Annotated in this window: 12 protein-coding genes; 10 read left to right on the top strand and 2 right to left on the bottom strand. The window is 74.5% G+C overall.

The features are described from left to right. Nucleotides 1–37: 37 nt before the first annotated feature. Together ABZY33_RS12200 and ABZY33_RS12195 are read left to right on the top strand one after the other, a co-directional pair. Entirely contained in the window at nucleotides 38–745 is a 708-nt protein-coding gene (locus ABZY33_RS12200; RefSeq protein WP_356491485.1) for a methyltransferase domain-containing protein, read from the top strand. A gap of 57 nt (nucleotides 746–802) precedes the next feature. Then, nucleotides 803–1,915 carry a trypsin-like peptidase domain-containing protein gene (locus ABZY33_RS12195; protein WP_356491434.1) on the top strand — a complete coding sequence of 371 codons (1,113 nt, stop codon included), beginning with the start codon at nucleotides 803–805 and terminating at the stop codon, nucleotides 1,913–1,915. A 142-nt stretch (nucleotides 1,916–2,057) separates the two neighbouring features. Here the strand turns inward: ABZY33_RS12195 and ABZY33_RS12190 are convergent, their stop codons facing one another. Next, nucleotides 2,058–2,285: a hypothetical protein gene (locus ABZY33_RS12190; RefSeq protein WP_356491433.1), complete on the bottom strand. Its 228-nt coding sequence runs from the start codon at nucleotides 2,283–2,285 to the stop codon at nucleotides 2,058–2,060. A gap of 92 nt (nucleotides 2,286–2,377) precedes the next feature. Here ABZY33_RS12190 and ABZY33_RS12185 point away from each other — a divergent pair, with 92 nt between their 5' ends. Then, complete coding sequence (locus tag ABZY33_RS12185; protein WP_356491432.1) at nucleotides 2,378–3,583, top strand: bifunctional adenosylcobinamide kinase/adenosylcobinamide-phosphate guanylyltransferase; 1,206 nt, start codon at nucleotides 2,378–2,380, stop codon at nucleotides 3,581–3,583. A gap of 27 nt (nucleotides 3,584–3,610) precedes the next feature. Here ABZY33_RS12185 and ABZY33_RS12180 read toward each other — a convergent pair whose 3' ends face one another. After that, complete coding sequence (locus ABZY33_RS12180; protein WP_356491431.1) at nucleotides 3,611–4,669, bottom strand: class I SAM-dependent methyltransferase; 1,059 nt, start codon at nucleotides 4,667–4,669, stop codon at nucleotides 3,611–3,613. Between the two features lie 214 nt (nucleotides 4,670–4,883). Here ABZY33_RS12180 and cobT point away from each other — a divergent pair, with 214 nt between their 5' ends. The 7 genes from cobT to sucB all read left to right on the top strand — a co-directional run bounded on the left by cobT (nucleotide 4,884) and on the right by sucB (nucleotide 15,036). Continuing rightward, entirely contained in the window at nucleotides 4,884–6,020 is a 1,137-nt protein-coding gene (cobT, locus tag ABZY33_RS12175; RefSeq protein WP_356491430.1) for a nicotinate-nucleotide--dimethylbenzimidazole phosphoribosyltransferase, read from the top strand. Nucleotides 6,021–6,538: 518 nt separating this feature from the next. After that, nucleotides 6,539–8,311: a phosphatidylglycerol lysyltransferase domain-containing protein gene (locus ABZY33_RS12170; RefSeq protein ID WP_356491429.1), complete on the top strand. Its 1,773-nt coding sequence runs from the start codon at nucleotides 6,539–6,541 to the stop codon at nucleotides 8,309–8,311. After that, complete coding sequence (locus ABZY33_RS12165) at nucleotides 8,278–8,985, top strand: hypothetical protein (protein WP_356491428.1); 708 nt, start codon at nucleotides 8,278–8,280, stop codon at nucleotides 8,983–8,985. The genes ABZY33_RS12170 and ABZY33_RS12165 overlap by 34 nt, the downstream gene beginning before the upstream one ends. A 9-nt stretch (nucleotides 8,986–8,994) precedes the next feature. Continuing rightward, nucleotides 8,995–9,765 carry an adenosylcobinamide-GDP ribazoletransferase gene (gene cobS, locus ABZY33_RS12160; RefSeq protein WP_356491427.1) on the top strand — a complete coding sequence of 257 codons (771 nt, stop codon included), beginning with the start codon at nucleotides 8,995–8,997 and terminating at the stop codon, nucleotides 9,763–9,765. Between the two features lie 148 nt (nucleotides 9,766–9,913). Further along, a complete protein-coding gene (locus ABZY33_RS12155) occupies nucleotides 9,914–11,434 on the top strand; it encodes a leucyl aminopeptidase (protein ID WP_356491426.1) in 1,521 nt (506 codons plus the stop codon). A 281-nt stretch (nucleotides 11,435–11,715) separates the two neighbouring features. After that, a complete protein-coding gene (lpdA, locus tag ABZY33_RS12150; protein ID WP_356491425.1) occupies nucleotides 11,716–13,104 on the top strand; it encodes a dihydrolipoyl dehydrogenase in 1,389 nt (462 codons plus the stop codon). 108 nt (nucleotides 13,105–13,212) lie between these two features. Further along, nucleotides 13,213–15,036, top strand: coding sequence for a 2-oxoglutarate dehydrogenase, E2 component, dihydrolipoamide succinyltransferase (gene sucB / locus ABZY33_RS12145; protein ID WP_356491424.1), 1,824 nt, complete (start codon nucleotides 13,213–13,215; stop codon nucleotides 15,034–15,036). The last annotated feature ends 40 nt before the right edge of the window (nucleotides 15,037–15,076 follow it).

Here is a 15,076-nt window from a genome sequence, read left to right as displayed (position 1 = left end):
GCTGGGCGGATTGCGCAACGTCGTGCGGCAGGAGCTGGTGGCCCGCCAGCTCGACGAGCAGATAGCCGGCCGGTTCCCCGTCGGGCAGCGGCTGCGGGTGCTCGACGTGGGCATGGGCCAGGGCACGCAGGCGCTGCGCCTCGCCCGGGCCGGGCACAAGGTGACTGGCGTCGAACAGGACCCCGGGATGATCGCCGTGGCGCAGCAGGCGCTGGCGGCGGAGCCCGAGGGGGTCCGCGAGCGGGTGCGGATCGTCGAGGGCGACGGCCACCAGACCGGCGTCCACTTCCTGCCCGGCAGCTTCGACGTCGTGCTCTGCCACGGCGTCCTGATGTACGTCGAGGACCCGGACGCGCTGCTCGCGGGACTCGCGCGGATGCTGGCCCCCGGCGGCCTGCTCTCCTTGCTCGTACGGAACGCGGACGCGCTCGCCATGCGGCCCGGGCTCGCCGGTGACTGGGTCACCACGCTCGGCGCCTTCGAGTCGACGTCGTACCGCAACCGCCTCGGCCTCGACGTGCGGGCCGACCGGCTCGCCACCCTGACGGCGACGCTCGCCGGGATCGGCGCCCCGCTGCACACCTGGTACGGCGTACGGGTCTTCACCGACCAGGCGGTGGACGGGGCCGAGCCGCCGGAGCGCGGGGAGTTGCAGACGCTGCTCGCCGCCGAGGAGCGGGCCGGGCGCACCGAGCCCTACCGGCGGGTCGCCGCGCTGCTGCACCTGTGCGGGGTCCGCGGCTGACGCCTGTTCGGGTGCGCAGGGCGGGCGCCCGCCTTGCGCGAACGTGACAATCCGGGCATGGATGCCTCCCGCGCGCGTGCCCGCCGTCCGTCCCGCGTCTCCCGTGCCCGCCGTCCGTTCCGCGCACCGCGGGCCGCTTGGCCACCGGCCGCCGCGCTGTGCGCCGCGGCGCTTCTCTCCGGCTGCGCGGACTCCGGCGCCGCCGGGCCGCCGTCCGGTTCCACCACGCAGGCGGCGCCCGCGGCGGCCGGCAGCCTCCAGGACGACTACCAGAAGGTGATCAAGGAGGTCCTGCCGTCGGTCGTCCAGATCCAGGCCTCCTCCGACCTCGGCTCCGGCGTCGTCTACGACGACCAGGGACACATCGTGACCAACGCGCACGTGGTCGGCGACGAGAAGACCTTCAAGGTCACCACGGCCAACAGCACGGACGAATTGGGCGCGCGGCTCGTCTACGCGTATCCGGAGCAGGACCTCGCCGTCATCAAGCTGGACAAGCTGCCCGAGGGGCTGAAGGCCGCGCGGTTCGGTGACTCCGCGAAGGTGGCGGTCGGGCAGATCACGCTGGCGATGGGCTCCCCGCTGGGACTCTCCTCCAGCGTCACGCAGGGCATCGTCTCGGCGACCGGCCGGACCGTGAGCGAGGGCCGCTCCGGCGGCGGCACCGGGGCGACCATCGCCAACATGGTGCAGACGTCCGCGGCGATCAACCCGGGCAACAGCGGCGGCGCGCTGGTCGACCTGGACGGCGAGGTCATCGGTATCCCGACGCTCGCGGCGGTCGATCCGGGGATGGGCAGCGGCGCGGCGCCCGGCATCGGGTTCGCGATCCCGGCGTCGATGGCGACGACCGTCGCGGACCAGGTGATCAAGGACGGCAAGGTGACGGACTCGGGCCGGGCGGCGCTCGGCATCACGGGGCGCTCGGTGCTCGACGACGGTTACCGGGCCGCCGGGGTCGCGGTGGTCTCGGTGACGGACGGCGGCGGCGCGGCGCGGGCCGGGATCGAGGCCGGGGACATCATCACCCGGTTCGGCGGCACCGACGTGCCCACGATGCAGACGCTGTCGGAGGCGCTGGCCGGCAAGAAGCCCGGCGACAAGGTGTCGGTGACGTACAGCCGGGACGGGGCACGGAAGACGGCGGAGGTCACGCTCGGCGAGATCTGACCTGCCCGGGGGACGGGGCTGCGGCGAAGCCGCATGCCTCGGGGGCGCGGGGAACCGCGCGACCAGCCACGACGAGACCCGCACCCCGAACGGCGCGCGGGCGGGGCCGGGCCTTCGTCCGGTCCCGCCCCGCCCGCGCCCGTCACTCCTGCGGAGCCGCCGCTCCTTCCGCGTGCAGGCTCATCGGGCCGTAGATCACCGTCGCGTCCTCGGAGAGGGTGACCTGGTCCGCCCCGCCCTCCGCCAGTTCCTTCCAGTGCTCACCGATCCAGGACTCGGCGTCGCCCTGCGTCGTGAACTCCTCCGGCTGCACCGCCGGGGCCACCTCTGTCCCGTCGGACTTCTCGAACCGCCACGTCCATGCCGCCATGCCAGCCTCCCGGTACCGGATGTCCGATGTCCTGATTCCCTGGAAGCGTAGCCGGGCGCGCGGCCCGGACGGGGGCGCGGGAGGATCTTCCCGTGGAACTGACTCTGCTCGGCACCGGCGCCCCCGAGGGGCTGCCCCGCCCCGACTGTCCCTGCGCGGCCTGCGCGACCGCGCTCGGCCCCGGCGCGCGCGCCGCCACGGCCCTGCTGGTCGACGGGGCGCTGCTGCTCGATCTGACGCCGGGCGCCGCGTTCGCCGCGGCCCGCGCGGGGCACAGCCTCGGCGGCGTACGGCAGGTGCTGCTCTCCCATCCGCACGACGGGCCCGCGGTGGAGGTGCCGGCCGGGCTGCCGCAGCCGGTGCGGGTGCCGGACGGGCGGGAGCTGGCGCTGCTCACCGGGCACCGGGTGCGGGCGCTGGCCCTGGACGCGCCGGGCACGGGGTACGAGGTGACCGGGCCCGACGGCGAGCGGCTGCTGTACCTGCCGCCCCGGGCCGCGGCCGCGGGGCTCGAAGAGGTGCGCGGCCCCTACGAGATGGTGGTCCTGGACGTGGCCGGGCGGCCGGACGCGCTGGCGCGGCTGCGCTCGGCGGGCGCGGTCGGGCCGACCACCGACGTCGTCGCCGTGCACCTGGACCACGACGTGCCGCCCGGCCCCGAGCTGGACCGGCGGCTCGCGGCGGCGGGCGCACGGGCCGTGCCGGACGGGACGACCCTGGTCGTGGGCGCGTACGAGAGCGTGCCCGACGTGCCGCGCAGGACGCTGGTGCTCGGCGGGGCGCGGTCGGGCAAGTCGGTGGAGGCGGAGCGGCGCCTGGCGGCCTTCCCCGACGTGCTGTACGTCGCGACCGGCGGCACCCGGGGCGGGGACACCGAGTGGGCGCGGCGGGTCGCCGTGCACCGCGACCGGCGGCCCGGGTCGTGGCGGACCGCGGAGAGCTGCGACCTGCTCCCGCTGCTGGCCGACACGGCGGACCCGGCACCGTTGCTCGTGGACTGTCTGTCGCTGTGGCTGACCTACGCGATGGACGAGGTGGGCGCCTGGGACGACGCCGAGTGGGCGGGCGGCGGCGAGAAGGCGCTGCGGGCGAGGGTCGCGGAGCTGGTCGACGGGGTCCGGCGGACCCGGCGCACCGTCGTCGCCGTGTCGAACGAGGTGGGCTCGGGGATCGTGCCCGCGACCGCGTCCGGGCGCCGCTACCGCGACGAACTGGGCCGGCTCAACGCCGCGTTCGCGGGCGAGTGCGAGCAGGTGCTGCTCGTCGTCGCCGGGCAGGCGCTCGCGCTGCGCGGCTGACCGGCGGACCACCGGGCCGGGGCGGGGTCAGGCGGGGTCGGGGTTGCGGCGCGCGATGATCCGGTAGGCGTTCGAGAACCGGGTGCGGCTGACCAGCGGGGCGAGCAGCCGGTCGGCGGCGTGGCAGGCGACGAAGGCCGGGGCCGCCGCGTAGCTCAGCACGCGGCGCAGCCCGCGCCGGACGGCGCCGGGGGCGCCGGTGCGCCACGGGTCGTCGCGCTCGGGCAGGAAACGGCTCAGGAGCAGGGCGCAGGCGGCCGAGAGGTCGAGCGGCACGTGCGGCTCGCGGCGGTCGACGGCGACGACGGTGTAGCCGAGCGCGGCGAGTTCGGTGCGCAGGTTGGCGAGCGGGATGAAGTGCAGGTGCTGCGGCTGGAAGTACGGGGCCCACCATGTGCCCAGCAGTCTGGCGTAGCGGCTGTCCGGGTCGGGGACCTCGATCAGCAGGTGGCCGCCGGGGCGCAGGACGCGGTGGGCCGCCTTGAGCTCCGCGCGGGGGTCGAGGGAGTGCTCCAGGTGGTGGAACATGCTCATCGCGTCGTAGCGGCCGGCCAGCCGGGGGGCGAGGTCGGGCAGGTGGCCGCGGTGGGCCTCCTCGATGCGGCCCCTCCGGCGACCTTCGGCGACGCCGGAGCCGACGTCGAGCCCGTCGAACGCGGTGTACGGCAGCAGTCGCCTGGCGACCGCAGGGAAGTGGCCGCGGCCGGTGCCGACGTCCAGCCAGCTCTCCGGTTCGATGAACCGGGCCAGGGCACGGACGGCGCGCTGCCGGCGGCGGACGGAGGTGCGCGCGCCGAAGATCCTCCCGGCCTGTGCGGCGTGGCGGCCGTCGTAGAAGTCGCGGTGGTGGAGGTCCAGGCCCTCGCGGGTGAGGCGGGGGTTCTGGAAGGAGTGGCGACAGGCCCGGCACTGGTCGACGGTGAAGGTGCCGGGCTTGTGCGGGAGCAGGTCGGTGGTACGCAGTCTCGCGGAGCCGCACCAGGGGCAGTCGGCTCGGGGCGGTTCGTGGGAGCGCTCGGTGCCCTGGGCGAGTGCGGTGCGGGAGGCCGGGCGGCGGTCGGCCACGGCCTGGACTGAGGGGGACATTTCTGCGTCAACTCCTGGCGCCACCGGGGTACGACAATCCGATACAAACAAGAACGTAAGGGAACATCGGACACCCGGCAATCACAGGGCGCGATCACCGCGTCGCAACAGGTGATCACCTGTCAGGAACCGCTTCGGACAGGGCGCAGCGAGCCCGGGGCGGTTGACGGAACGTCAGCGGCCGGGCGCCCGCACGGCCGGTACTGTTCGACGAATGAGCTCGCTGAATCTCGACGACTTCACCGACCTGATCGAGCGCCCCGACGGCGGGACCCGCCGCGACGCCGAGGAGCGCAGGGCCCGGCTCGCCGTGCCGCCCGGCGGGCTCGGCCGCCTCGACGAACTGGGCGAATGGCTCAGCGCCGCCCAGGGTTCGGTGCCCGTGCGGCCGGTCGCGCGGCCCCGGGTGGTCCTCTTCGCCGGCGACCACGGCGTCGCCGGGCTCGGGGTGTCGAAGCGGGCCGCGGGCACCGCCGCCGCGCTGGTCCGCGAGGCCGCCGAGGGCGCGAGCGCCGGCGCGGTGCTCGCCCGGCGGCTCGGCGTCGGCGTGCGGATCGTCGACATGGCGCTCGACTGCGACCCCGGGGAACTGCCCGCGGGGGTCGGGGGCCACCGGGTGCGGCGCGGCTCCGGGCGGATCGACGTCGAGGACGCGCTCACCCTGGAGGAGGCCGAGGCCGCGTTCCGTGCGGGCATGGCGGTCGCCGACGAGGAGGCCGACTCGGGGACGGACCTGGTGGTGCTCGGCGACCTGAGCGTGGGCGGCACGACGCCGGCGGCCACGCTCGTCGCGGCGCTGTGCGGCACCGACGCCTCGGTGGTCACCGGCCGCGGCGGCGACCCGGTCAACGACCTGACCTGGATGCGCAAGTGCGCGGCGGTGCGGGACGCGCTGCGCCGAGCCCGGCCGGTCCTGGGCGACCAGTTGCAGCTCCTCGCCGCCGTGGGCGGCGCCGATCTCGCGGCCGCGACCGGGTTCCTGCTGCAGAGCGCGGTGCGCCGGACGCCGGTCATCCTGGACGGCGTCGTGTCGGCCGCCTGCGCGCTGGTCGGCCAGCGGGTGGCGTTCCGCGCGCCGGACTGGTGGCTGGCCGGGCACGCCAGCGGCGAGCCCGCCCAGGCCAAGGCGCTGGACCGGATGGCGATGGACCCGCTGCTCGACCAGGGCGTGCGGGTGGGCGGCGGCACCGGCGGGCTGCTGGCGCTGCCGCTGGTCCAGGCGGCGGCGGCGCTGGCGGCGGAGCTGCCGGAGCGTCCGGACCCGGCGGCCGTCGCGCCCGAAGACCCTGAAGGCCCTGAAGGTCCGGCCACGGCGCTGGGCGACGGGGGCGCGGGCGGCGCGGAGCGGTAGCGGCTGCCGCCGCGGGTCGCAGCCGTGGGCGCGGGTCGCGGCCGCCGCCGCAGGTCGCAGCCACCGGCGCGGGTCACCGCAGCTGCCGCCCGCTGCGGGTCGCAGCCGTGGGCCCGGGTCGCAGCCGCCAGTCCGGCGCGCGGAACGCCACCGCCGCGGGTCGCAGCCGTGGGCCCGGGTCGCAGCCGCCAGTCCGGCGCGCGGAACGCCACCGCCGCGGGTCGCAGCCGTGGGCACGGATGGCAGCCACCGCCGCAGGTCGCAGCCGCCGCGGGTCGCGGCCGCCGTCGGTCGCAGCCGCCGTCGGTCGCAGCCACCGCCGCGGGTCGCCGTAGCCGCCGCACGCCGCACGCCGCACGAGCGGTCATCCGCCGCAGGTAGCCGTTACGGCCACCCCCGCGGGGCGCCGTGACGGCCGCCACCGCAGGTAGCAGCAACCGCCGCCGCTCCAGGTCGGTGCCGCACCACACGGCGGCGCCGACCCCAAATCGCACCAAAACGCCCATATGCTCGCCGTCATGGGCGCCACGGGAGAGCCACCGACCAGCACACCGACCTCACGACGCGCCGCGGGCTTCACCGTCTGGTACCTCCGGGCCGTCACCTGCGTCAATCTGCTGAGCGCCGTCTGGGTCTCCTTCGGCCAGGACCTGCGCCGCCACAACGCGGAGAACTACTTCACCCCGTACCTGCTCGCCGCGGGCTTCTCCTCCGCCGTCGTCACCTGGTTCCTGGCGGTCACGATGCGCCGGCGCAAACGCGCGGCGTGGATCCTCAACCTCGTGCTGGCCGGCCTGTTCCTGCTGCTGTTCGCCGTCGTGATGTGCTTCGCGGAGGTACGCCAGTACGCGCAGAACTGGGTCTCGCTCGTGCTGACCGCGGCCTTCGTGGCCGCCCTGCTCGCCGGGCGCCGCGAGTTCTACGCCAGGGGCGACCGCGCCAACCCGAGACTGGCCGCGGCCGTCGCGGCCGGCGGGCTGCTGGTCACCTCGCTCCTCGCGGCGCTCCTGGTCACCGCCGCCAACCAGGCCCACGGCGGGCGCGGTTCGACCTTCCTGGACCGCTGGCGCTACGGCGCGCTGCGCCTCGTCTCGGTCGCCGCCGACGGCGCCGGCGACCCGGGCATCGCCACCCCGCACTGGGTCGACGTCGTCATCAACGTCCTCTCCACCGCGCTGCTGATCGCCGTCGTCCACGCCGCGTTCCGCACCCGCAGGGCGGTCGACCCGCTCGCCCCGCACGACGAGTCGAAGCTGCGCGCCCTGCTCGACAAGGGTGGCGAGCGCGACTCGCTCGGCTACTTCGCGCTGCGCCGCGAGAAGAGCGTGGTGTGGTCCCCGACCGGCAAGGCCGCGGTGACGTACCGGGTGATCGGCGGCGTCTCGCTGGCCTCGGGCGATCCGATCGGCGATCCGGAGGCCTGGCCCGGCGCCATCGAACCCTGGCTCGCCCAGGCGCGCGTGCACGGCTGGATCCCCGCCGTGATGGGCGCGAGCGAGGAAGCCGGCACCGTCTACGCGCGGCACGGCCTGGACGCCCTCGAACTCGGCGACGAGGCGATCGTGGCGACCGCGGCCCGGGGCGGCGCCGAACGCCACTTCACCCTCGAAGGGCGGTCGATGCGCACGGTCCGCCAGGCCTACAACCGCGTCCGGCGCGCGGGCTACACCGTCCGGGTCCGCCGCCACGAGGACATCCCGCCCGCCGAGATGGCGTACCTGCTGGAGCGGGCCGACCAGTGGCGCGACGGGGCCACCGAGCGCGGCTTCTCGATGGCGCTCGGCCGGCTCGGCGACCCGGCCGACGGCCGGTGCGTGATGCTCGAATGCGCCGACGCGAGCGGGCGGTTGCGGGCAGTGCTCTCGTTCGTGCCCTGGGGCCCGCGGGGCCTGTCGCTCGATCTGATGCGGCGGGACCGCACGGCCGAGAACGGCCTGATGGAGTTCATGGTCATCGAACTCCTCCAGCGCTCCCACGAGATCGGCATCGCGCGGGTCTCGCTCAACTTCGCGATGTTCCGCTCCGTCTTCGAACGCGGCTCGCGGCTCGGCGCGGGCCCGGTGCTGCGCCTGTGGCGCGCGCTGCTCGGCTTCTTCTCCCGGTGGTGGCAGATCGAGTCGCTGTACCGGGCCAACGCGAAGTACCGGCCGCTGTGGGAACCGCGCTTCCTGCTCTTCGAACGCAGCGCCGACCTGCCCCGCATCGGCATCGCCTCGGCCCGCGCCGAAGGCTTCCTGGACGTGCCGGCCCTGCCACGATGGCTGCGGCGCGGCCGCGTGGAGCAGCCGTGAGGAGCGCCGCGCGCGCCCGGGCCCGCCGCGAGTGGGGGCCGCTGTACGGCGCCGTCCGCGCGGGGCTGCGCGCCCGCGGGCACTCCGCGCTCGCGCTGACCCTGGCCGCGGTGGCTCTGACGGCCGCCCTCCAGTACGTGCAGAACCAGCCGTGGGGCTACCGGTTCGTCCAGGACGTCGGCGCGGTCCGGGCCGGGGACCCCCTCTGGCTCGGCCTGGCGCGCACGCCTCTCTCCCTCTTCGTCCCCGCGCTCGACCTGCCGGTGTGGGGCGCGCTCGCCCAGGTCCTGCTGGTCTTCGGCGTCGCGGAGCTGTGCCTCGGCCGGCGCCGCACCCTCCTCGTCGCGTACGCGGCCACGCTCGCCGGGACGCTGTACGCGCGGCTCGGCGTCGCGCTCGGCCCGGCGCTCCCGCTCGGCCTGCCGGCGTCGGACGCGCACACCGTGGACACCGGCCCGTCGGCGGCGGTGGTCGGCCTCGCGCTCTACGTGTGCTGGCGCCACGGAGCCCGGTGCACGGGCGCCCTGGTCGCCGCCGCGATGGCCGCCGAGTGCGTGCTCGCGCCGAACCTCGCGGGCAAGGAGCACCTGGCCGCCGTCGCCGCGGCGCTCGCCCTGTGCGGCGCCGCCGCGCTGTACGACCGCCCTCCGGCCCCCGTCTCCGCGCCGGGTTAACCTCCCCCGGTGTCCGCAACGAGCTCCCGCACCGCCCTGACCGACGGCATACGTTTCGCCTTCGGCACCCTCACCGTCCTGCCCGTCACCGTCACCCGCTGGGACCGGGACGCCGCCCGCGCCGGCATGGTCTGCGCCCCGCTGGCCGGCCTGGCCGTCGGGGTCGCCGCGGCCGCGCTCGGCGGGGCACTGGCCCTGCTCGGGGCGGGCGCGCTCCTCGCCGCGGTCGCCTCCGTCGCGGCGGGGGCGGTGCTCACCCGGGGCCTGCACCTCGACGGCCTCGCGGACGTCGCGGACGGCCTGGGCAGCGGTAAGCCCGCGGCCCGGGCGCTGGACATCATGAAGCAGTCGGACATCGGCCCGTTCGGCGTCGTCACACTGGTTCTCACGCTGCTCGCCCAGATCGCCGCGCTGGCCCAGCTCTACGCGGACTCCTGGATCCACGGCGCCGTCGCGGCAGCCGCCTCGGCGGTGACGGCCCGCCTCGCCCTCACCCTCGCCTCCCGCACCGGCGTCCCGGCCGCCCGCCCGGAAGGACTGGGCGCGGCCGTCGCCGAGACGGTGCCGCCGAAGGCCGCGCTGCTGACGGGCGCGGTGATCACGGCGCTCGCGGCGCTCCTGTCCCCCGGCGCGGCGCTCGGCGTCGTCCTGGGCTGCGCGGCGGCCGAGGTGCTGCTGCGCCGGTGCGTACGCCGGTTCGGCGGGGTGACGGGGGACGTGTTCGGAGCGGTGGCCGAGACGGCGGCGACGGCAGCACTGCTCACACTGACCCTCACCTGACCCCGAGCAAGCCCCTCCGGCGCTTGAGGAGCGGGGTCCGGGGCGGCGCCCCGTGGCGGCACCTCGGAGGGCCCGCGGACCGGACACGGGCGTAGGCTCCCATCCGGGCCACCCAAACCCCGAGCCACGAAAGAGGGACCTCACCACAGTGACTGCTCTGACTCTCAGCACCGCCGCCCCCAGCGGCCTGCGCGCCGACGCCGTCGTCGTCGGTGTCGCCAAGGGCGACAAGGGCCTGGTCGTCGCGCCGGGCGCGGAGGCCGTGGACAAGGCGTACGACGGCAAGCTCGCCTCCGTCCTGGAGACCCTCGGCGCCACCGGCGGCGAGGGCGAGGTGACCAAGCTCCCCGCGCCCTCCGGTTTCAAGGCGCCGGTCGTGCTCGCGGTGGGTCTCGGTGCCCTGCCCGCCAAGGAGGAGGCGTTCGAGGCCGAGTCGCTGCGCCGCGCCGCGGGCGTCGCCGCCCGTACCCTCGCCGGTGCCAAGAAGGCCGCGTTCGCGCTGCCCGTCGCGGACGCCGAGGACGCCGGTGCGATCGCCGAGGGCGCGCTGCTCGGCGCGTACTCCTTCGACGCCTACAAGGAGTCCGCCCAGGACGCGAAGGCCGCCAAGGCCCCGCTCGCCGAGGCGGCCCTGCTCGGCGTCAAGCCGCGCGACAAGGCGTACAAGGCCGAGATCGAGCGCGCCACGGCGCTGGGCGAGGAGCTGAACCGCGCCCGCGACCTGGTCAACACCCCGCCGAACGACCTCAACCCCGAGGCCTTCGCCGCCGTCGCCCAGGCCGCCGGCAAGGAACACGGCATCAAGGTGCAGGTCCTCGACGAGAAGGCCCTCACCAAGGGCGGTTACGGCGGCATCCTCGGTGTCGGCGCCGGCTCCACCTCGGCCCCGCGCCTGGTGAAGCTCTCCTACACCAGCTCCAAGGCGAAGAAGCACCTCGCGTTCGTCGGCAAGGGCATCACGTACGACTCGGGCGGTATCTCGCTCAAGCCCGCCGGGCACAACGAGACGATGAAGTGCGACATGGCCGGCGCCGCCGCCGTGTTCGCCGCCGTCGTCACCGCGGCCCGCCTCAAGCTCGACGTGAACGTCACGGGCTGGCTGGCGCTGGCCGAGAACATGCCGTCCGGCTCCGCCACCCGCCCCGGCGACGTGCTGCGCATGTACTCCGGCAAGACGGTCGAGGTCCTCAACACGGACGCCGAGGGCCGCCTGGTCCTGGCCGACGCCCTGGCGAAGGCCTCCGAGGAGACCCCGGACGCGATCGTCGACGTGGCGACGCTGACCGGCGCGATGGTCCTCGCGCTCGGCAACCGCACGTACGGGATCATGGCCAACGACGACGCCTTCCGCGCCTCGATCCACGAGATCGCGGAGGAGGTCGGCGAGCCGTCCTGGCCGATGCCGCTCCCGGCCGACCTGCGCAAGGGCATGGACTCGGCCACCGCCGACATCGCCAACATGGGTGAGCGGATGGGCGGCGGCCTGGTCGCCGGTCTCTTCCTGAAGGAGTTCGTCGGCGAGGGCATCACCTGGGCCCACCTCGACGTCGCGGGCCCCGCCTTCAACGAGGGCGGCCCGTTCGGCTACACGCCCAAGGGCGGCACCGGCTCGGCGGTCCGTACGCTGGTCCGCCTGGCGGAGCGCACGGCCGCGGGCGACCTCGGCTGACGCACCCGTCGCAGCGGCACTGACGACAGCCCCGGGCACGGATGCCCGGGGCTGTTCGCTCTGGACGAAAAGCACCGGTTCGCCCCGTGTGACCCAACTGGTTCCGGTGTAACCGGCGTCTCAGACCCCGGCCCGACGTCCCGCATGCCTGCGACAAGTGCGAGGATGGGGGGCGGCAGGACAGGGCCCCCACCACAGGGCCGAAGAACGAGCGGCCGAACACCAGCCGCCGCCCGGTCATCGGAGACCGGCGTACGGCGCACATGCATGGAGGACGTGACGTGGCGAACGACGCCAGCACCGTTTTCGACCTAGTGATCCTCGGCGGTGGCAGCGGCGGTTACGCCGCGGCTCTGCGTGCCTCGCAGCTGGGACTCGACGTCGCCCTGATCGAGAAGGGCAAGGTCGGCGGCACCTGCCTGCACAACGGCTGCATCCCGACGAAGGCCCTGCTGCACGCGGGCGAGATCGCCGACCAGGCCCGCGAGAGCGAGCAGTTCGGCGTCAAGGCGACCTTCGAGGGCATCGACATCGAAGCCGTCCACAAGTACAAGGACGACGTCATCTCCGGCCTGTACAAGGGCCTGCAGGGGCTGATCGCCTCCCGCAAGGTGACGTACATCGAGGGTGAGGGCAAGCTCTCCTCCCCGACCTCCGTCGACGTGGACGGCCGGCGCGTCGAGGGCCGCCACATCCTGCTGGCGACCGGCTCCGTGCCGAAGTCGCTGCCGGGTCTGGAGATCGACGGCAACCGCATCATCTCCTCGGACCACGCGCTGAAGCTGGACCGCGTCCCGCAGTCCGCGATCGTGCTGGGCGGCGGCGTCATCGGCGTCGAGTTCGCCTCCGCGTGGAAGTCCTTCGGCACCGACATCACCATCGTCGAGGGCCTCAAGCACCTCGTGCCGGTCGAGGACGAGAACAGCTCCAAGCTCCTGGAGCGCGCGTTCCGCAAGCGCGGCATCAAGTTCAACCTCGGCACGTTCTTCGAGAAGGCGGAGTACACGCAGGACGGCGTCCGCGTGACCCTCGCCGACGGCAAGACCTTCGACGCCGAGGTGCTGCTCGTCGCGATCGGCCGCGGCCCGGTCTCCCAGGGCCTCGGCTACGAGGAGCAGGGCGTCGCGATGGACCGCGGCTACGTCCTGGTCGACGAGTACATGCAGACCAATGTGCCCACGATCTCGGCCGTCGGTGACCTCGTCCCGACGCTCCAGCTCGCGCACGTCGGCTTCGCCGAGGGCATCCTGGTGGCGGAGCGGCTGGCCGGTCTCAAGACCGTCCCGATCGACTACGACGGCGTGCCGAAGGTGACGTACTGCCACCCCGAGGTCGCCTCCGTGGGCATCACCGAGGCCAAGGCCAAGGAGATCTACGGTGCGGACAAGGTCGTCGCTCTGAAGTACAACCTTGCGGGCAACGGCAAGTCCAAGATCCTGAAGACCGCGGGCGAGATCAAGCTCGTCCAGGTCAAGGACGGTGCCGTGGTCGGCGTCCACATGGTCGGCGACCGTATGGGCGAGCAGGTCGGTGAAGCCCAGCTGATCTACAACTGGGAAGCGCTGCCCGCCGAGGTCGCCCAGCTCATCCACGCCCACCCGACGCAGAACGAGGCCATGGGCGAGGCCCACCTCGCCCTCGCGGGCAAGCCGCTGCACTCGCACGACTGAGCAGCGTCCGCACCCGCCGCCCCCGTCGCAACTGGGCGCGACGACCGACCACAGACTTCCGCACTGCGGTATCCGTAGCTGCGCATCGTTAAAGGAGCAACAGAAACCATGGCGGTTTCCGTATCCCTTCCGGCGCTCGGTGAGAGCGTCACCGAGGGCACTGTCACCCGCTGGCTGAAGGCCGAGGGCGAGCGCGTCGAGGTCGACGAGCCGCTGCTGGAGGTGTCGACCGACAAGGTCGACACCGAGATCCCCTCGCCCGCCGCCGGCGTCCTGGCCTCCATCAAGGTCGCCGAGGACGAGACCGTCGAGGTCGGCGCCGAGCTGGCCGTCATCGACGACGGCTCCGGCGCCCCGGCGCAGGAGCAGGCCCAGGAGCAGGCCCCGGCCGCCGAGCCGGCCCAGCCCGCCGAGGCCGCGCCGTCCACCGAGGCCGAGGCCCCGGCCCCGGCCCCCACCGCCGAGGCGGCCGCCGGTTCCGGCTCCGCCGAGGGCACCGACGTGACGCTGCCCGCCCTGGGCGAGTCCGTCACCGAGGGCACCGTCACCCGTTGGCTGAAGGAGGTCGGCGAGGAGGTCGCGGAGGACGAGCCCCTCCTGGAGGTCTCCACCGACAAGGTCGACACCGAGATCCCCTCCCCCGTCGCCGGTGTGCTCCTGGAGATCACCGTCGCCGAGGACGAGACCGCCGAGGTCGGCGCCAAGCTCGCCGTCATCGGTGCGCCCGGTTCCGCTCCGGCCGCCGCGCCCGCGCAGCCCGCCGCCCCCGCTCAGGAGGCTCCGGCGCCGCAGCAGGCCGCCCCGGCCCAGGAGGCCCCGGCCCCGCAGGCTCCGGCCGCTCCGGCGCCGCAGGCCCCCTCGGCCCCGGCCCCGCAGCAGCAGACGCAGCCGGCGCCCGACCCGGCCCCGTCCGAGCCGGCCCCGGCCCCGGCCCCGGCGCCCGCGCCCGCGCCCGCCAAGGCCGAGGCCCCCAAGAGCCCCGCGCCCGCCCCGGCGGACGACGGTGCCTACGTGACGCCGCTGGTGCGCAAGCTCGCCGCCGAGAACAACGTGGACCTGTCCACGGTCAAGGGCTCCGGCGTCGGCGGCCGTATCCGCAAGCAGGACGTCACGGCGGCCGCCGAGGCCGCCAAGGCTCCGGAGCCGGCTCCGGCCGCCGCCCCGGCCGCCTCCTCGGCGCCGAAGTCCCCGGCCCTGGAGGTCTCCCCCCTCCGTGGCCAGACGGTGAAGCTGCCGCGCATCCGCAAGGCGATCGCCGACAACATGACCAAGGCGCTGCACGAGCAGGCGCAGCTCTCCTCGGTCATCGAGGTCGACATCACCAAGCTGATGAAGCTGCGCGGCCAGGCCAAGGACGGCTTCGCCGCCCGCGAGGGCGTCAAGCTCTCCCCGATGCCGTTCTTCGTCAAGGCCGCCGTCCAGGCGCTCAAGGCCCACCCGGTCATCAACGCGCGCCTGAACTACGACGAGGGCACGATCACCTACTTCGACTCGGAGAACGTCGGCATCGCCGTCGACTCCGAGAAGGGCCTGATGACCCCGGTCATCAAGGGCGCGGGCGACCTCAACCTCGCGGGCATCGCCAAGAAGACGGCGGAGCTGGCCGGCAAGGTCCGCACGAACAAGATCGCCCCGGACGACCTGTCGGGCGCCACCTTCACGATCTCCAACACGGGGTCGCGCGGCGCGCTCTTCGACACGGTCATCGTCCCGCCGAACCAGGTCGCCATTCTGGGCATCGGCGCCACGGTGAAGCGGCCCGTCGTCATCAACCACCCGGACCTGGGCGAGACCATCGCCATCCGGGACATGACGTACGTGACGCTCTCCTACGACCACCGTCTGGTGGACGGCGCGGACGCCGCCCGTTACCTGACGACGGTCAAGCAGATCCTGGAGGCCGGCGAGTTCGAGGTCGAGCTGGGTCTGTAGTACTTCCGAGTACTTTGGTGTCCGGCTGTAACCAGCCTCA

Origin of the sequence: Streptomyces sp. NPDC006552, assembly GCF_040611655.1 — a bacterium.
Classification (GTDB): domain Bacteria; phylum Actinomycetota; class Actinomycetes; order Streptomycetales; family Streptomycetaceae; genus Streptomyces.
The sequence above is the reverse complement of the archived record's forward strand: the minus strand, read 5'-3'. Positions and strand labels throughout refer to the sequence as shown.